General features: G+C 39.7%; 13 protein-coding genes and 2 tRNA genes. All 15 read left to right on the top strand.

Going from position 1 to position 19,832, the window contains the following annotated elements:
* Positions 1-50 precede the first annotated feature (50 nt).
* The 15 genes from I2I13_RS09365 (at position 51) to I2I13_RS09295 (ending at position 19,810) form a co-directional block, all read left to right on the top strand.
* Complete coding sequence (locus I2I13_RS09365) at positions 51-461, top strand: SRPBCC family protein (protein WP_148363956.1); 411 nt, start codon at positions 51-53, stop codon at positions 459-461.
* Between the two features lie 108 nt (positions 462-569).
* On the top strand, positions 570-1,910 hold the full coding sequence (gene argH / locus I2I13_RS09360; protein WP_148363955.1) for an argininosuccinate lyase: 1,341 nt from the start codon (positions 570-572) through the stop codon (positions 1,908-1,910).
* 93 nt (positions 1,911-2,003) lie between these two features.
* Positions 2,004-2,076 (top strand) — tRNA-Gly (locus I2I13_RS09355).
* Between the two features lie 16 nt (positions 2,077-2,092).
* Positions 2,093-2,176: transfer RNA gene (locus tag I2I13_RS09350), tRNA-Leu, on the top strand.
* A 277-nt stretch (positions 2,177-2,453) separates the two neighbouring features.
* Positions 2,454-3,008: an RNA polymerase sigma-70 factor gene (locus I2I13_RS09345; RefSeq protein ID WP_195649308.1), complete on the top strand. Its 555-nt coding sequence runs from the start codon at positions 2,454-2,456 to the stop codon at positions 3,006-3,008.
* A gap of 57 nt (positions 3,009-3,065) precedes the next feature.
* Positions 3,066-4,052: a FecR family protein gene (locus tag I2I13_RS09340; protein WP_195649307.1), complete on the top strand. Its 987-nt coding sequence runs from the start codon at positions 3,066-3,068 to the stop codon at positions 4,050-4,052.
* Between the two features lie 163 nt (positions 4,053-4,215).
* Entirely contained in the window at positions 4,216-7,551 is a 3,336-nt protein-coding gene (locus I2I13_RS09335) for a TonB-dependent receptor (protein WP_195649306.1), read from the top strand.
* 15 nt (positions 7,552-7,566) lie between these two features.
* Positions 7,567-9,219 carry a SusD/RagB family nutrient-binding outer membrane lipoprotein gene (locus tag I2I13_RS09330; protein WP_195649305.1) on the top strand — a complete coding sequence of 551 codons (1,653 nt, stop codon included), beginning with the start codon at positions 7,567-7,569 and terminating at the stop codon, positions 9,217-9,219.
* A gap of 67 nt (positions 9,220-9,286) precedes the next feature.
* Positions 9,287-10,402, top strand: coding sequence for a glycoside hydrolase family 18 (locus I2I13_RS09325; protein ID WP_195649304.1), 1,116 nt, complete (start codon positions 9,287-9,289; stop codon positions 10,400-10,402).
* A 29-nt stretch (positions 10,403-10,431) separates the two neighbouring features.
* A complete protein-coding gene (locus I2I13_RS09320) occupies positions 10,432-11,565 on the top strand; it encodes a DUF1735 and LamG domain-containing protein (protein ID WP_195649317.1) in 1,134 nt (377 codons plus the stop codon).
* A 353-nt stretch (positions 11,566-11,918) separates the two neighbouring features.
* On the top strand, positions 11,919-12,461 hold the full coding sequence (locus I2I13_RS09315) for an RNA polymerase sigma-70 factor (protein ID WP_008997914.1): 543 nt from the start codon (positions 11,919-11,921) through the stop codon (positions 12,459-12,461).
* 149 nt (positions 12,462-12,610) lie between these two features.
* Positions 12,611-13,582 (top strand): FecR family protein, encoded by a 972-nt coding sequence (locus tag I2I13_RS09310; RefSeq protein ID WP_148363949.1) that lies wholly within the window; start codon positions 12,611-12,613, stop codon positions 13,580-13,582.
* 262 nt (positions 13,583-13,844) lie between these two features.
* Positions 13,845-17,099, top strand: a complete 3,255-nt coding sequence (locus I2I13_RS09305; RefSeq protein ID WP_229128600.1) for a SusC/RagA family TonB-linked outer membrane protein — start codon at positions 13,845-13,847, stop codon at positions 17,097-17,099.
* Between the two features lie 12 nt (positions 17,100-17,111).
* Positions 17,112-18,677, top strand: a complete 1,566-nt coding sequence (locus I2I13_RS09300) for a SusD/RagB family nutrient-binding outer membrane lipoprotein (RefSeq protein WP_148363947.1) — start codon at positions 17,112-17,114, stop codon at positions 18,675-18,677.
* A gap of 23 nt (positions 18,678-18,700) precedes the next feature.
* Positions 18,701-19,810 (top strand): glycoside hydrolase family 18, encoded by a 1,110-nt coding sequence (locus tag I2I13_RS09295; RefSeq protein WP_148363946.1) that lies wholly within the window; start codon positions 18,701-18,703, stop codon positions 19,808-19,810.
* Positions 19,811-19,832 lie beyond the last annotated feature (22 nt).

Here is a 19,832-nt window from a genome sequence, read left to right as displayed (position 1 = left end):
ACAATACTTGGCCGGATTGTTCTTTTTTTGTTTTATACTAATAGAAATTTATGAGTAATTTTGAGAGTAGTGTCAAGGTAATACCTTACAGTCAGGAACGCGTATATAATAAACTTTCGGATTTGAGTAATCTGGAAGCTGTCAAAGATCGTTTACCGAAAGATAAGGTACAGGATTTGAGTTTTGATTCGGACACGTTAAGCTTTAGTGTCCCTCCTGTTGGGCAACTGACTTTGCAAATTGTAGAGCGTGATCCATGTAAATGTATAAAGTTGGCAACAACTAACTCTCCACTTCCCTTTAATATGTGGATTCAACTGGTTGAAACTGCAGAAGAAGAGTGCAAGGTGAAGGTGACTATCGGTATGGATCTTAATCCGTTTATGAAAGCAATGGTACAGAAACCTCTTCAGGAGGGTTTGGAGAAGATGGTTGATATGCTGGCAGTTATTGAATATTAAAAAACAAGTATTAAGTATTAGGTATTAAGTATTAACCGCAGTCACTTTGGCTCATGCTGTTGTGCTTAATACTTAATACTTAACACTTAATACTTAAACTTATTTTTTATGGCACAGAAACTTTGGGAGAAGTCCGTACAGGTGAATAAGGATATCGAACGTTTCACGGTAGGTCGTGATCGTGAGATGGATCTTTATTTGGCCAAGCATGATGTGCTCGGCTCTATGGCTCACATTACGATGCTTGAAAGTATCGGTTTGTTGACAAAAGAAGAACTGGAACAGTTGCTGGCAGAGTTGAAGAGTATTTATGCCTCGGCTGAAAAAGGTGAATTTATCATAGAAGACGGGGTGGAAGATGTACATTCACAGGTAGAACTGATGTTGACCCGTCGTTTGGGTGATATCGGAAAGAAAATACATAGTGGTCGTTCCAGAAATGATCAGGTCTTATTGGATTTGAAACTTTTTACCCGTACACAAATAAAAGAAGTTGCCGAAGCTGTAGAGCAACTTTTCCATGTACTGATTCGTCAGAGCGAACGATATAAAAACGTTTTGATGCCAGGGTATACCCACTTACAGATTGCAATGCCTTCTTCTTTTGGTTTGTGGTTTGGTGCCTATGCCGAGAGTCTCATGGACGATATGCTGTTTTTGCAGGCCGCATTTAAAATGTGTAATCGTAATCCATTAGGTTCTGCAGCAGGGTATGGTTCGTCCTTTCCTTTGAACCGGACAATGACAACCGACTTGCTTGGCTTTGATTCGATGAATTACAATGTTGTGTATGCTCAAATGGGGCGTGGGAAAATGGAACGTAATGTTGCTTTTGCATTGGCTACGATTGCCGGAACCATTTCCAAGTTAGCTTTTGATGCCTGCATGTTTAATAGCCAGAACTTTGGTTTCGTGAAATTGCCCGATGACTGTACCACGGGGTCCAGCATTATGCCCCATAAGAAGAATCCCGATGTTTTTGAACTGACACGTGCTAAATGTAATAAACTGCAATCGCTTCCTCAACAGATCATGATGATTGCGAATAATTTGCCTTCCGGCTATTTCCGTGATTTGCAGATTATAAAAGAAGTTTTCCTGCCTGCTTTTCAGGAATTGAAAGACTGTTTGCAGATGACAACTTACATCATGAATGAAATAAAGGTCAATGAGCATATCCTCGATGATGATAAATACCTCCTTATTTTTAGCGTGGAAGAAGTGAATCGTCTGGCACGTGAAGGTATGCCTTTCCGTGATGCATATAAGAAGGTTGGTTTGGATATTGAAGCTGGAAAATTCTCTCATACAAAAGAAGTACACCATACTCATGAAGGTAGTATTGGCAACCTTTGCAATGCGGAAATCTCAGCATTGATGCAGCAAGTGATCGATGGATTCAACTTTTGTGGAATGGAGAAAGCGGAGAAAGCACTGCTTGGAAGATAAAATAAACTTTCGGAGGATAGTTTTTTAAACTTTCCTCCGAAAAGATTTGGCAGAAACAAGTAAACTGCTTATCTTTGCACCCGTTGAAAAAACGCGGAAATAGCTCAGTTGGTAGAGCATAACCTTGCCAAGGTTAGGGTCGCGAGTTCGAGTCTCGTTTTCCGCTCTTTCTTTGAAAGGATGCTCGAATGGTGGAATGGTAGACACGAAGGACTTAAAATCCTTTGGCCATTGCGGCTGTGCGGGTTCAAGTCCCGCTTCGAGTACGAGTATTCTTTATAGGCTTTATGAATCATTGATTCATAAAGCCTTTTTTATTTTTATGGGTGTGTAATCTACATTTGTTTTGTACCCGAAAGCTCTGTATAAAAGCTGCTTGGAAAAAATAAACCAAAAAAAAGTGATAATATTTTTTTGTTGTGTTATTAATCTTTTATTTTGCTTTCAGATTATGAATCGATGATTAATATTATATTAATCATTTCTTTAACCTAACATATGTAATATTTGATTTAACCGTAAACACTGAAAAATACTAGAGAGATGGAAAATAACGACAAGCAGATTGAATTAAAATTTCAGAAGTTTTTTACTGTGAATTTTCCGAAAGTAAAGAACTTTGCTCAAATGCTGCTTAAATCTGAAAGTGATGCAGAAGATGTGGCTCAAGATGTTTTCTGTAAGCTTTGGCTGCAGCCGGAGTTATGGCTGAATAATGATAAAGAACTAGACAATTATATCTTTATAATGACTAGAAATATAGTTCTGAACATCTTTAAACATCAACAGGTAGAACAAGAATATCAGGCGGAGGTTATAGAAAAGACGTTTCTTTATGAATTGACAGAGAAGGAAGAGATCTTGGATAATGTATATTATAAGGAGATGCTATTAATTATTCAGTTGACCCTGGAAAAGATGCCGAAGCGTCGTCGGTTGATATTCGAACTTAGTCGTTTTCGGGGATTAAGCCATAAAGAAATAGCAGATAAACTCGATGTTTCTATCCGAACAATAGAGCATCAGGTTTATCTGGCATTGATCGAATTAAAGAAGGTACTCCTCTTTTTTATTTTTTTCTCCAATATTTTTAAGTAGTGTATCCGTAGTAGTTGTATTTAGTATATAAAGCCAAAAAAAGAAAGAAAAAGATTCATGAAAAATTATATTCAACAACTCATAGAATTGTTCGGCCATAATAACTATTCAGCCGATACACAGAAGAAAGTGCAACAGTGGTTGGCTGATGAGGAGCATGTTGATGAAAAGAATGAGGCTCTTCGTGAGCTTTGGAAACAAGCAGAAGGACAGAGAATACCTGACGGTATGCAGCAATCAATACAACGAATGCGGCAGAATTTGGGAATTCAGTTTGTCACTTCGCATAGAAATTACCAGTTGCTTATATGGAGAGTTGCAGCTATTTTCTTATTAGCCGTTTCATCAGTTTCTATTTATCTGATGTTGGAAAAGGAACGACCGGAAAAAGACTTGGTTGAATGTTACATACCGACAGCAGAAATTCATGAACTTACATTACCGGATGGCACACATGTTATGCTGAATTCAAAAAGTACATTACTATATCCGGAACAATTTACGGGAGAAACCAGAAGTGTATATTTGATTGGTGAGGCAAATTTCAAAGTAAAGCCGGATAAGAAACATCCTTTCATTGTAAAAGCTAATGATTATCAAGTCACAGCTTTGGGAACAGAGTTTAATGTAAATGCTTATCCTGAAAGTAATGAGTTAGTTGCCACCTTGTTGGAAGGCTGTGTGAAAGTGGAGTTCAATAATTTGATGTCAAATGTTATATTGAAGCCCAGCGAGCAATTAATATATAATAAACAAACTAAAGAACATAATTTACGATTGCCGGAGATTAGCGATGTGACAGCATGGCAACGTGGAGAGCTAGTCTTTAGTAATATGCATTTAGAGGATATTTTCACTAATCTCGAGCGTAAGTTCCCTTATGCTTTTGTATATAGTCTTCATAGTATGAAGAAGAACACATATAGTTTCCGTTTCCGAAATCAAGCAACGTTGGAAGAAGTGATGGAAATTATATCACAGGTGGTAGGAGATGTAAATTATGTAATTAAAGGAAATAAATGCTATGTAACGAATAAGAAATAAAACCTGTTGTAGAACCTATTAAAAATAAAATGCTATGCCAAAAAGTATCCGGAAGGAATGCCCGTTCCCTCCGGATGTGAAATCAATTCTCTTCAATATTAGCGCATATTGACGCTATTCTAAATGATCCCAGAATAATAACCAATTAACTAATACTAAAAAGATGCTACAAATTTACGAAAAAATAGCAGAACAAATAGCTCATAAGCGGGTCTTTCTCACTTTTTTAAGTCTATTATTACTTATACAGACCCAAGCTTTTGCTCAAAACGATAGTAAAATTACTATCCAACAAAAAAATATCACTGTTATTGATGCATTAAAAACTGTGGAAAAACAGTCTAAAATGTCGATAAACTATAGTGATTCCGAATTGAAAGGGAAGCAAATTGTTGATCTTAATTTGCAAAATGCATCGGTACTGGCAGCCCTTGATACAATCTTGAAAGGAACAGGTTTCGCTTATCAAATTCAGGGTAATTACATTATAATTACAGGAAAGAAGCCTACTGTTGTTGCACAGACGGTAAAAGATATTAAAGGAAAAGTAACTGATGAAAAGGGTGAACCATTGATTGGAGTAAATATAACTGTGGATGGCAGTTCTACAGGTACAATAACCGATCTTGATGGAAATTTCTCTATAAAAGCGCCGGATAATTCCCAGTTTAAAGTGTCCTATATAGGATATGCCACCCAAGTCATCCCTGTTTCAAAAAAAGATTTCTATCAGATTGTAATGAAACAAGATACAGAGGTCTTGGAGGAAGTTGTTGTAACGGCATTGGGTATCAAGCGTGCAGAAAAAGCATTGTCTTATAATGTACAACAGATTAAGGGTGATGATTTGACTACTGTGAAAGACGCGAACTTTGTGAATTCATTGAATGGTAAGGTTGCTGGTGTGAGCATTAATCGAAGTGCTACTGGTGTGGGGGGAGCTACACGTGTGGTAATGCGTGGTGCCAAATCTATTGAAGGTAACAACAATGCACTGTATGTTGTAGACGGTATTCCTCTGTTTAATACGGACATGGGAAATACAGATAGTGGTATTATGGGTGAGGGAAAGGCTGGTACGGAAGGTATCGCCGACTTTAATCCAGAAGATATCGAAAGCATCTCTGTGTTGAGCGGTCCTTCGGCTGCTGCACTTTATGGTAGTAGTGCAGCCAGCGGTGTTATCCTGATTACAACCAAGAAAGGTAAGGAAGGAAAACTCTCTGTGCAGTTCTCTTCTTCTTCTGAATTCAGCAAAGCTTATATGACTCCTGACTTTCAGAATACTTATGGAAATAAAAAAGACACTTACGAAAGCTGGGGTGAAAAATTACCCACTCCATCTAGTTATGATCCGAAAAATGACTTCTTCAATACCGGTACAAATTTCATCAACTCGGTGACATTGACCACAGGTACGCAAAAAAATCAGACTTTTGCTTCTTTCTCTTCTACAAACTCTAAAGGCATCGTTCCGAACAACAGTTATAATCGCCTGAACTTTACCATTCGGAACACTGCAACTTTCTTCGATGATAAACTGCAACTCGACTTGGGTGCATCGTACGTCAAGCAGGACGATACGAATATGGTTTCACAGGGACTCTACTGGAATCCGATTGTGGCTGCTTATCTTTTTCCGAGAGGTGAGGACTTTGAAGATATTAAGACTTTTGAACGTTTTGATGACAGTCGTAAGCTGCCAGTACAGTATTGGCCGGTTTCGGATGCAACTTATGCTTCACAAAACCCGTACTGGACTGCTTATCGCAATGTATCAACCAATGAGAAGAGCCGTTATATGTTCAATGTAGGTTTGACCTATAAGATTACAGACTGGTTGAACATTACAGCCCGTTACCGTATGGACGATACCTATGTATTGTTTGAACGCAAAATTTCTGCTTCTTCCGATCAGGTTTTTGCTGAAGGTAAGAAAGGACATTATGAATATATTAACTACAATGACCGTCAGGAATATGCTGATGCTATGTTGAATATCAATAAGCGTATTCAAGACTTCAGCGTTTCTGCCAACTTTGGATGGAACTACTCTAACTATTGGGCACTACAAAGAGGCTATAAAGGAACATTGTTGGGAGTTCCCAACAAGTTTGCAACTTCAAACATTGACCCGTCAAATGGTCGTATTTCAGAAAAGGGAGGTGATAGTCGTGTACGTAATCATGCTATCTTCGGCAACGTGGAACTGGGATGGAGAAGTATGCTCTACCTCACCTTGACCGGAAGAAACGACTGGAACTCACGACTGGTCAACACAAGTGAAGAATCATTCTTCTATCCTTCTGTCGGATTATCTGCAATTATTTCTGAAATGGTGAAACTTCCTGAATTTCTTTCTTATCTGAAGGTGCGTGGTTCATATACCGAAGTTGGTGCTCCGGTGTCACGTTCGGGGTTGACTCCGGGAACAGTCACTACTCCGATTGTGGGTGGTAACTTTAAACCTACCTACATTTATCCGTTCACCGACTTCAAAGCAGAGCGCACCAAGTCATATGAATTTGGTCTGAGTTTGCGTTTGTTTAGCAAGTTCAATGCAGAAGTGACTTATTATAAGTCGAACACTTACAACCAGACTTTCTTAGGAAACCTACCTGAATCTACCGGTTATAACTCCATTTATCTGCAGGCAGGTAATGTCGAGAATCGGGGTTGGGAAGCATCATTTGGCTATAGCGACCGTTTCAAGAATGGACTCTCGATTTCTTCTACGTTGACTTTCTCGAAGAATATTAACGAAATCAAGGAAATGGTGAAAGACTATAATACAGAAGTGATGGGAGTTCCTGTCTCCATTAATATTCCGGAAGTACTGAAAGACAAAGGACGCACTATCCTGAAGGAAGGTGGAAGCATTCACGACATCTATGCAACCCGCTTTTTCAAGAAAGATAGCCAAGGCTATGTGTTGGTAAGTAGTGACGGAAAATATGAAATGGAGGATGGTGATCCGGTGTATCTAGGCAAGACTGCTCCTGACTTCAACATGGGGTGGAATAATGCTATTTCTTATAAAGGGTTCGGACTCAGCTTCCTGATTAATGGACGTTTTGGAGGTGTGGTCACATCTTCAACAGAAGCAATTCTTGACCGTTACGGAGTGTCTCAGCGCACAGCCAATGCACGAGAGTCGGAAGGTGCATTATTCCCGGGACAAGGACGGGTAGATGCTAAGACATATTACCAAATGATTGGTACAGGTAACTATCAGACCTCAGGCTACTATGTATACAGCGCAACCAACATACGTCTACAGGAACTTACATTCAGTTATACTATGCCTAACAAATGGTTTGGTAACGTACTGAAAGATGTGTCAGTTTCTTTCATTGCCAACAATCCATGGATGCTGTACTGCAAAGCTCCGTTCGATCCGGAACTGACTCCTTCTACAGCAACTTATGGACAAGGAAATGACTACTTTATGCAGCCAAGCGTACGCAGCTTCGGTTTTGGATTGAAATTTAAACTTTAACAGATTCATTACATTATGAAAAGAATAAAACAATATAAATTTTTTGCCGTTGCTTTCGCCGTTTTGGCACTAGCATCGTGTAATTATGAAGAGATTAACACCAATCCCTTCGAGATGACTGACGGAGAAGGTGTCATGGATGGTATCGTCGTTGGAGGATACATCACGGCTATGCAGAAATCTGTGTTTCCTACTGGAACGCAGGCTGATGATACAGGTCCGGTTAATGCATATCAAACCGCATACAATCTGTCTGCTGATGCATGGAGCGGCTATATTGGAATAAACAACACTTTTGAGGGAGGGAATTGTCACCTGAATTACGTGATAGTCAATAGCTGGGTTTCAACAACTTTTTCTAACTCCTATACTAATTTGCTTGATCCTTGGAAGAAGCTGACAGCTTCAGCCAAAGAGAATGATACTCCTGAAATAGCTGCTTTGGCGCAGATCCTGAAAATTTCAGGATGGCATAAAGTGCTGGAAAGCTTTGGCCCGATTCCCTATACGGCTGCCGGAAAGGGAGCTATAGACGTTCCTTTCGACTCTGAAGAAACGGTTTATACGGAAATGCTCAAGGATCTGGCAGGAGCGGTAGAGGTATTGACCCCGAAAGCGGTAAACAACGTAAAGGTGATGTCAGATTATGACTTGGTGTTCAACGGTGATGTAACCAAATGGGTGAAATATGCCAACTCGCTGATGCTTCGTTTGGCAATACGTCTTCGTAGCGTTAAACCGGAATTGGCAAAACAGTATGCCAAACAAGCTGTAGAACATTCCATCGGTGTGATGACCGAAGCTGGTGATGCAGCTGGTGCTGGCCCGGGCCCGGTAATCGCTCTTCGTAACCCGCTGTACTGGATAGCTGATAATTACAATGATGCACGTGTAGGTACATCCATACTCGCTTATTTGATGGGATATAAAGATCCTCGTCTGAGCGCATATTGCGAGCCTGCCAATAGCCAATGTACGGTTGCAGTAACAGCTTTTGATAATAATAAGTATCAAGGTGTTCCTCTTGGTCATACTAATACTCGTTCGAAGGATACAGATCCAACGGATAGCTACTACTTTTATTCCAAACCGAAAATTCAGGGAAATACTCCACTGTACTGGATGCGTGCATCCGAAGTGTACTTCTTGCGTGCTGAAGCTGCCTTGTTTTGGGGTACGGAATACGGAAAAGGTGATCCTGAAACACTTTACAAACAAGGTATAGAAACTTCATTCCAGGAAAACGGTGCGACAGGTTCCGTAGATGCCTATATGGCTTCCGGCAACAAGCCTGCTGCAAATAAAGTCACTAGTAGCAAGTTTGGTTTCGACTATCAAGCTCCCAGCCAAGCTACCGCAAAGTTTGAAGGAACCCAAGAACAGAAACTGGAGAAGATTATCATTCAGAAGTACATTGCTCTCTACCCTAACGGTCAGGAGGCATGGACGGAATTCAGACGTACCGGTTATCCCAAATTGAATCCTATTATATCAGGGGGAAATCACAATTCAACTCAGATCACTGCAGCCAGAGGTATGCGTCGTATGACTTATCCGAACAGCTTTAATGGAACGGGGCAATCTCATGAGATTTATTTGGATGCAGTGCAAAAACTTGGTGGAGTAGATAATGCTGCAACCGACTTGTGGTGGGCTAAGAAAAACTAATAATCGTACGGACTTTTTCCATATGAAAAACTTTAAACTAAAACAAAATCTTGATACATAAATAAATATGAAAGCATTAAGAAAACTATTATATTTCCTTTCTCTGGCAGGATTGATGACAACAATTTCTTGTACTGATGTGGAGAATATGGAAGTGGAGCATATCGGAGGCTATAACACGCTGGGTGATGGTGAATATTATGCCAACTTGCGTGCCTATAAGGCAACCGCTTGGAACTACGGACGTCCCGTAGCTTTCGGATGGTATTCCAACTGGTCTCCTGCCGGAGCTTATCGAAGAGGATATCTGACCTCCATGCCAGATAGTATGGACATTGTTTCTATGTGGAGTGGTGCTCCCGGACGCTACGAGATTACTCCCGAACAGAAAGCAGATAAAGAATTTGTGCAAAAAGTGAAAGGTACGAAGTTGTTGCAAGTGAGTCTACTTTCGTATATCGGTAAAGGAGCAACTCCGGGATCGGTATATGCTGATGCGGAAAAGCAGGCAGAGGCAGAAGGTTGGACTGATAAACAATTAGAAGAAGCTAAAAAGCAAGCCCGCTGGAAATACTGGGGATTTGAAGGTCAATTCGAAAGTGAAAATCACTATCAATGTCTGGCTAAGTTTGCCAAGGCCCTCTGTGACTCTCTATATGCAAACGAATGGGACGGTTATGACGTTGACTGGGAAATCGGAAGCGGTGTATTCGATATGGACGGAACATTGAGTGCTAATAAACATTTGATTTATTTGGTCAAGGAGATGAATAATTACATTGGTCCGAAGAGTGATCCGGAAGGCAAAGGACATAAGATGATTTGTATTGATGGTAGTATTGGTGGTCTTACCAGAGAATTGGATGAGTATGTCGATTATTGGATTATACAGAGCTATGGTTCTTCCAGACCTAGTCTTGAAGGTTACGGAGTTGATCCTAAGAAAATAATTTGTACAGAAAATTTCGAGGCCTATGCTCCAACCGGTGGCGGACTATTGGGACAGGCTGCTACTATGCCGTCAAAAGGCTATAAAGGTGGAGTGGGGGCTTACCGCTTCGAAAAAGACTATGACAACACTCCTGATTACAAGTTTATGCGTCAGGCTATTCAGATAAACCAACAGGTTTTCAATGAATGGAAAGCTAAACAAAATGAGGCAGAAAATAAGCCGCAAGAATAGGGCAATTTGTAAATTAGTAAAACAGAAGAATTATGAATAAACATATATTCAATTATTTGATATTAGGAGGCATAGCACTGCTGCTGGGTGCTTGCAACGACAGTGAAAGTAAGCTGCTGGAACCTAAGGTTTATTTCGAAAGTAAGGAATATAATCTCTCAGTGGAAGATGACGATGTAATGACTTTTGACTTGACTTCAAGACTTTCTACCATGACCTCTTCGCAGGTTGATGTATCGTATACCATAGCTGATCCAAGCGTAGTGGACGAATACAATGCGAAGTACGGAACAGTTTACGAGATGTTTGATGTATCAAACGTAAAAATGAGTAGCACAACTTCAGCAATCCCAAGTGGAAAGTTGTATGCGGATAACGTAACAATGGAACTTTCCGGTCTGAAAACATTGAAAGAGGGGAAATCGTATGTTTTGCCAGTGCGTGTACAGTCGGCTTCTGTTCCAACTCTTTCCGGAACAAGTATTGCATATTTCTTTCTCTCTAAACCGATAAAGATTACCAAGGTTGGAAAATTTAGTAATACGTACATTTCAATCAAATACCCCGTCGGGACCTATTTCTCATCGTTCACTTACGAAGCGCTGATTTATGTCAATAGCTTTGCTAGTAACAATACAATTATGGGAACTGAAGGTGTGATGATTTTCCGTATCGGTGATGCACCTGGTGTCCCTAAAGATGTTTTGGAAGCCGCAGGAACACAGAACTATCATACCACGGAAGCGTTGAAGACAGGCCGTTGGTATCATGTAGCTTTGACCTATGATCAACCTTCGGGAAAAACGGTTATTTATGTCAATGGTTCGAAATGGGCCGGATCAGATTGGGGGCTTCCTGGTTTCGATCCGAATTCGGATGTCGGTTTCAATATCGGTAGGATTCCGAAATTCCCATGGGGAGAACGTCCGTTGAATGGTAAGATGAGTGAAGTCCGTGTTTGGAGTGTAGCTCGTACTGAAAATCAGCTTAAGCAGAATATGCTGGGCGTTGATCCGACATCGGAAGGTCTGGCACTCTATTATAAACTGGACGGATCAGAAACTCAAGAAGGTGGAGTCATTAAAGATGCTACCGGTCGTTTAAACGGTACAACTAGTGGGGTAACAATTGAAACATTGACAACTCCGATAGCCATTAATTAACGGCAAACATCAGTTTATGAAATAATAACTGATCTGAATCAATCAGCATAAAATAATAGCTGAACTTGAATAAACCAGGATTAGTTTTTTAGGTAAAAAAGAGAAGGGAACCTGCGAATCAAGTAATACTTATTCGCAGGTTTTCCATTTCTCCTATGTGAGTACTTACTCGTATTATAAACTGAGATGCATGGAGAAAGCGTTCCGCTTCCGGCAAGCAATTCGAAGCACCCCTTTTCTTCTTTATATGAAAAAGGAATTTTAGCCAAATTTAAATTTTCTCTAAAAAGTTTTCTTATTATAAGTAAAATGCATTCCTTTGCAGCGTTTAATACTTATGGATATACTGGCGAATGGCTCAAATCAACTTCAACTCGATATATACTGCATATTATAGGAAAGCCTTCCTATTTACCTTGTCCTATGTCCATAATGACTTAGTAGCAGAAGATATTGTATCAGAAGCCATTATCCATTTATGGGAACTAAGTAAAGAACGGGAAATCCCAAGTGTTGAAGCGATCCTAATCACTTATATTCGTAGCAAATCACTCAATTACCTGAAACATATACAAGCACAGGAGAATGTTTTTCAGACTTTGCTTGATAAGGGACAGCGTGAATTGGAAATTCGTATATCAACATTGGAAGCCTGTGATCCGAAGGAAATATTATCAGAGGAATTACGGGCAAAAGTGCATGCATTATTGGAGAGTATGCCAGAAAAAACTCGTACTGCTTTCATCCGCGATCGCCTGGATGGAAAATCCCATAAAGAAATAGCCGAAGAACTGGGCATTAGTGTAAAAGGAGTAGAATATCATATCAGCAGAGCAGTTAAAATACTGCGTGATAATCTAAAAGACTATGCTCCGTTCCTTTTCTTTTTCATCTGAAAAGAAGGAAAATACCTCCTTGCTTGCTATTTTTTTTAAGCAATAATAAAAAAATCACATTTCTTACTAGGGAATCTCTTTAGTGAGTGGTATTCTTAATGAAAGGGGAATAATACTCCTATTCTCATTACTCATAAATTATTTATTGTATGGATAAGGAATTACTATTAAAATATATTGCAGGCAAGGCATCCCAAAAGGAAAAGGAAGACGTTGCTACATGGATTGATGCAGATGCAGCCAATCTTAAAGAATTCATTTCTCTTCGTAAGAGTTATGATGCATTCATCTGGCAAGACACAGGCGCATTCTCAAAGAAGACAAAAAAGACAATTTCATTGCATCCTGTTACACAACGAATCTTGCGGATTGCGGCAGTGTTTGTTGTAGCTTTCGGATTAAGTTATGCAATGATACAGGTTCTCCAAAAAGAGGATATAGAAATGCAGACTGTTTATGTGCCAGCCGGACAACGCACATTCGTGACACTTGCTGACGGAACTACAGTATGGGTAAATGGAAAAAGTACATTGACTTTCCCGAGCCATTTCTCTTCCCGTACACGTACTGTGGAACTTGATGGAGAAGCCTATTTTGATGTCCGGAAAAATCCGGAAAAACAGTTCATAGTCTCTACCGCTCACCAGTCTGCCATAAAAGTTCTGGGTACAAAATTCAATGTAAAGGCATACAAAGAAGCAGATGAGGTAATTACTACTTTAGTTGAAGGGAAAGTTAATTTTGAATTCAACAATGCTAGTCAACAACCGCAGTATATTGTGATGGCTCCGGGACAGAAACTGGTCTATTATTCCCAGAATGGAAAGACGGAACTCTATACGACTTCCGGCGAGAGAGAACTTTCATGGAAAGATGGCAAAATAATTTTCCGTCAAACGTCATTACGGGATGCACTGGATATCTTGGAAGATAGATACAATGCCGAATTTGTCATACAGGAGAATGTACCTCATGACGACTCATTCTCCGGGACATTTACTAACCGGAATCTGGAACAGGTACTTAATTTTATCAGTGCCTCCTCGAAAGTTCGTTGGCGTTATCTGAATAATAACGCAGATGCCGGTAAAGAGAAAATAAAGATAGAGATATTTATTTAGTACTAAAAGATAAAAACCTTAATTCCCAAAAACTTATTGCCATGAAAAACAAAGATCCCTAGCAACCAAAAAAATACGGGATGATATTGGCCGTATCCTCCCGTATGAGCTTCAGTAATTGTGAACCTACTTGTTTCCCGACAAGTATAACTACCAATTTTCTAATTAAACTCGTTACAAATTTATGCAAAATTATTGTATCGTCCAATTTCTTGGAGGATTAAAGTCCTTTGAACGAACCTTTAAAGAAATATCATTGACTATGAAATTACTGTTTATACTTTTGATTTGTTCTGTTGGATTAGCATATGCGTCAGACGGATATGCACAAAAGACTTCTATTACTTTGCAAGTAAACGATTGCGCAATAGAAGAAGTGCTGCACAGGATTGAGCGTGAATCCGGATTCAGCTTTTTTATAAATAGCAAGAATCTAAATCTTAATCGCCGGGTATCGGTTTCTGTATCAAAAAAGAATATTTTTAAAGTGTTAGAGCAAGTCTTCGCAGGTGTGAATATCGAATATAAAATATTGGATAATAAGATTGTGTTGGCTGCAAAAGCAACAGAAAGCGTGCAACAGAAAAAAGAACGGCTTATTGTAGGCACGGTAAGCGACAAAAATGGCGAGCCATTAATCGGGGTTTCCATCATTGAAAAAAGTTCTGATAATGGAACTATTACCAATCTTGATGGTAGCTATCAGATTGTGACACAATCAGCTTCTCCCATTCTTGTATTTTCTTATGTAGGTTATAAAACAAAAGAAGTTCCTGTAAAAGAAAAAAATGTAAATGTAATTTTGGAAGACGCAACGCAAGAGTTGAATGAAGTAGTTGTTACGGCATTGGGCATTAAACGGTCAGAGAAAGCATTATCCTATAATGTGCAGCAATTGAACGGCGATGAACTAACTGCTGTAAAAGACGCCAACTTTATTTCTTCCCTGAATGGTAAAGTGGCAGGTGTTACTATCAATTCATCTAATACTACCGGTGGTGCTTCCCGCGTCGTGATGCGTGGTGTTAAGTCTATCACTTCGTCTAATCTTGCTCTTTACGTAATTGATGGGGTACCTATGTACAACATGATGAATGGTGGTGGCGGAGGTATCTATGACCAACAAGGTACAGACGGTGCCGCTGATATTAACCCGGAAGATATCGAATCTATCTCTATGTTGACAGGTCCTTCTGCAGCAGCCCTTTATGGAAATGCCGCTGCTGCCGGTGTTGTGCTGATAACTACAAAGAAAGGTTCTGTAGATAAGACCTCTGTTACAGTTTCTAACAACACTACTTTCTCAAAAGTGACTATGATGCCCGAGATGCAAAGTAAATATGGAAACTTACCTAACAGTTTGGACAGCTGGGGACCAGTGGTAAACAGTAGTTATAATCCACGCGATTTCTTCCGGACAGGAGCTAATGTTATCAATTCGTTTGCTTTGTCAACCGGTAATCAGAAGAACCAGTCTTATCTGTCGGCTTCTACTACTAACACGACAAATATCTTACCTAATAGTGGGTATAACCGTTATAACTTTACGGTGCGCAATACGACTAGTTTTTTGAAAGACAAGATGACGCTTGATGCAAGTGCAAGCTATATTCTTCAAAATGACAAGAATATGATGTCGCAAGGGTATAATTATAACCCTTTACCGGGACTTTACCGTTTCCCACGTAGTGAGAATTTTGATGATGTGCGTATGTTTGAACGCTACAATTCCGGTATGGACTTGATGGAACAATATTGGCCTTATGGAGGTATTTCAAGTGGACTTGCCAATCCTTATTGGATACAGAACCGCCAATTGCGTGAGAATAAAAAGACCCGCTACATGGTTAATGCTTCTCTTAAATATCAGATACTTGATTGGTTGGATGTTGTCGGACGTGTGAAAGTTGATAATTATGAGAATCGTAGTACTTACAAAGCGTATGCTTCTACAGGCAGCTTGGTGTCAGGTGACCGTGGAACATATAGTGACACATCTTCACAATCAAAGAACACCTATGCTGATGCGATTGCTACGATGAATAAGAATTTCAATGACTGGTCTGTAAATGTCAATCTAGGTGTTTCACTGAATGACAGCCGTTATGAAATGATTGGATATGATGGTGGCTTGAAGCTTATTAATTTCTTTGCTGTTCATAATCTTGATTTCAATAAAGCTTGGAAAGCCAAACAGGATGGATGGCATGACCAGACACGCGCTATATTCGCTAATGCAGAAATTGGTTGGAAATCGATGATTTATCTTACTGCTACTGGTCGTAATGACTGGGATTCAAGACTTGCTTTCTCCGATTACAAATCATTCTTCTACCCATCTATAGGTTTATCTGCCATCTTGACGAGCATGTTCAATGCTCCTGATTGGTTGTCATTCTTGAAAGTTCGTGGTTCGTATACAGAGGTTGGCAACTCATATGGACGTTTCATGACTACTATTACTTATCCGTATGATGAACAGACACAGAATTGGACCAGTGCTTCTTCTTATCCGAATACCAAACTAAAACCGGAACGTACTAAATCATGGGAAATAGGTTTGGATGCCCGGTTCCTCAATGACATTAGTTTTAATTTGACTTATTATCGTTCTAATACTTATAATCAGACATTCTATGCAGACTTGTCACTTTCTTCTGGATATTCTAATATTCCTATTCAGAGCGGAAATATAATGAATGAAGGTGTTGAGATGTCATTGGGCTATGACAAGCATTGGGGAGATTTCTCTTTCAATACTAACTATACACTGACTTGGAATAGGAATGAAGTGAAACGTCTGGCCGATGGTGCATATAACTATGCTACTGGTCAACCTATTCAGATGCCAGAATTGTCTCCGCTTACTTATGGAAATACAGATGCGCGTCTTATCTTGCGTGTCGGCGGCTCAATGGGAGACGTATATGGTCAACGCGTTCTTAAACGTGATTTGAATGGCTACATTCTCAATGAAGAAGGTACAGGTTTGTCTATGGAGAACAAAGAAACTTATCTGGGGTCTATTCTACCTAAGATGAACATGGGATGGAATCTTGGCTTTGGTTATAAAGGTATTAATTTGGGCATGACTTTCACAGGACGTTTTGGAGGTATTGTTATCAGTGAAACCCAATCTGTTCTTGATGCTGCGGGGGTATCTAAAGTTAGTGCAGATGTACGTGATGCAGGTGGTATACAAATCAATCAGACTAAAGTAGATGCACAAACCTATTTCCAGACTATTCAAGGTACTTCTGCTTACTATACATATAGTGCTACTAACGTACGACTCAGCGAACTCTCACTCAGTTATACATTACCTAAGAAATGGTTCAATAACAAAGTGGGAATGACTGTTGGTTTTGTAGGAAAGAATTTGTGGATGATTTACTGTAAGGCTCCTTTCGATCCGGAACTGACTACTTCGGCCTCGTCTAACTTCTATCAAGGATTTGATGCTTATATGCTTCCGAACACAAGAAATATCGGATTCAATGTAAAATTTCAGTTTTAAATAATAATAGGTATGAACAAGATAATAAAATATATTGGAGCAAGTGCAGTCGTATGCATAATGGCAGGGTGTACTACCAATTTTGAAGATTTTAATACGAATCCTTATCAACCGTCAAAAGTGCCGGCAAGTAACTTACTGTCAACGATGTTTAATGTATATGCTTGTCCACAGCAGAATGCTTGTCAGGAGATTAATTGTATGTGGGCTAGTTTTAGCGGACAAGTAACGGCAACGGCCAACTGGAGTTTTGGAACCAATATCTTTGCCTATTACAATGCATTAGATAAGCACAATGATAGCTCATGGGGAAGAATCTATGGCTATGTTTATCCTTCTTTCTTCCTAGTTGAAAACTCTACAGAAAAGAAAGGTGTTATTTATGCTATAGCACAGCTGACTCGTGTTTATGGTATGCAATTACTTGCTTCTCTGCAAGGTCCTATTCCTTATACACAGATGAAAGCTGGTGATACGGAAGCGCCTTATGATAACGAACAAACAGTTTGGCATGCCATGTTCGATGATTTGGACAATGCGATTACAATTTTGAAGTCTGCGGCTTCACTCGGCACCAATCAGGATTTAGCTGCTGTAGATCAATTCTACAAAGGGGACTGTACTAAATGGCTAAAATTTGCTAACACATTGAAACTAAGAATGGCTATTCGCATTTCGGGAAAAGAATCGGGCTATGCTCAAACGAAAGCGCAGGAAGCCGTACTTGATGGTGTGTTGGAAAGTGTGAGTGAAAGTTCTTATGATACCACTAACGGAGGTATTAATGAGAATGGATATGCTATTGTTAGTGGATGGCCTGAAGTTAGAGCTAATGCTTGTCTGGTATCCTATATGAATGGTTATAATGACCCACGTCGTCCTGCTTATTTTACTCCGCAAACTCAGACTGCTGTTGGTGGATATGTAGGTGTGCGTTCAGGATCGGCGGAAATTCCAGAACCTACCACATATTCAAACTATAGTAAGCTTTTTATTGCTACTGATAAAACATTGCCGCAACCGGTTATGTATGCTGCTGAAGCTGCCTTTCTGCGTGCAGAAGGTGCTTTGAAAGGATGGAGTATGGGGGGCGATGCAAAGACTTTCTATGAAAAGGGGATAAGACTCTCTTTTGAAGAGTTTGGTATATCAGGTGTAGATGCTTATTTGGCTGATGACACATCCGTTCCGGGGAATTATGAGGATAATTTAGTTAGTGGACACACTGGAAATAATTATACTAACCAATCGTCTGTCACTATTAAGTGGGATGAAAGTGCTGATCCTACGGAAAAACTAGAGAGGGTACTTACGCAGAAATGGATTGCTTGTTATCCGGATCCAATGAATGGTTGGGCTGATTTTCGTCGCACAGGGTATCCTAAGATTTTCCCGGCTACTAAATCTATGAATCCTGATTGTACTACGACACGTGGACAGCGTCGTATCCATTTCACCCTTAGTGAATACAATAATAATAAAGCGAATGTGGAAGCTGCTGTCGGTATGCTTAGTAATGGAAAAGACTCTAACGGAACCGATCTTTGGTGGGCTATGAAAGAGGATGGAACTTATTAACTGTTAAACTTAAAAAATACATTATGAAGAAATTACTATATGTCATTCTTGCGTCAATGGGTGCACTGATGTTCATCCAATGCAGTGATTGGACGGAAATGGAACCTAAATTCACAGAACCTGTAAATATCAATGGTGAAGACTATTATAAAGCATTGAGAGAATATAAGAAAAGTGACCATCAGGTTGTTTTTGGTTGGTATAGTGAATGGACAGGAACCGGTACCAATATGAATAATCAACTGAGAGGGATTCCTGATTCGATGGATATAGTCTCTTTGTGGGGAAATGCTTTCAATTTGACTGAGGCTCAGAAAAGTGATCTAAAGGAAGTGCGTGAGAAAAAAGGTACAAGAGTATTGTATTGCCAGCATATTATGGATATCGGTAGAGCACATACCCCTGCATCTGTTGAAAATGATTTTATAGTGGATGGAGTGCAGTATGCTTCAAAAGGCGAAGCTATGGCTGCTTATTGGGGCTGGTATGAAGGTTGGCCGAATAGAAACGGTTATGGTGATACTTCACCTGAAGGCATTGAAAAAGCTATTCGTAAATATGCACGTGTTATTGCGGATTCTATCATTAAATATGGATATGATGGTTTTGATATTGACTTTGAGCCGAATTATACTTTCCCAGGAGATATTTGCAGCTATTCTGATCGTATGCACATTCTCCTTGATGAATTATCGAAAGACTTTGGTCCTAAATCAGGAACAGGACGTTTGCTTATGCTTGATGGGGAACCACAGACTTTGATAACTGCATCCGGTCCTTTGTTGGATTATTATGTAGTTCAGTCTTATTATTGTTCGGGAGATGCAAATTTAGATTATCGTTTTGGCTTATTGTTAAACAAGTTCGGTTCTGTAGAAGATGAAGCTACCATTCTTAAGAAAACGATATGGTGCGAAGATTTTGAAAAGCATAAGGGTGATGGGGGACCAGTATTTACGACTCGTGATGGTGTCGTGACTTATTCATTGAAAGGAATGGCTATGTATTATCGTCCGGGAGTGGATGCACGTCTTGGCGGAGTCGGTGCTTACCGTTTTAATTTATGCCGTCCGGTAAACGACTATTTATTTATGCGCGAGGCTATTCAGGTATTAAATCCGGCCAAGCATTAAAAACATGATTAAAAAAGAAGAC

The organism is Bacteroides sp. D55t1_190419_B8, from assembly GCF_015558905.1.
Classification (GTDB): domain Bacteria; phylum Bacteroidota; class Bacteroidia; order Bacteroidales; family Bacteroidaceae; genus Bacteroides; species Bacteroides vicugnae.
Note: the sequence above shows the minus strand (reverse complement) of the source record. Positions and strands in the feature narration are given on the sequence as shown.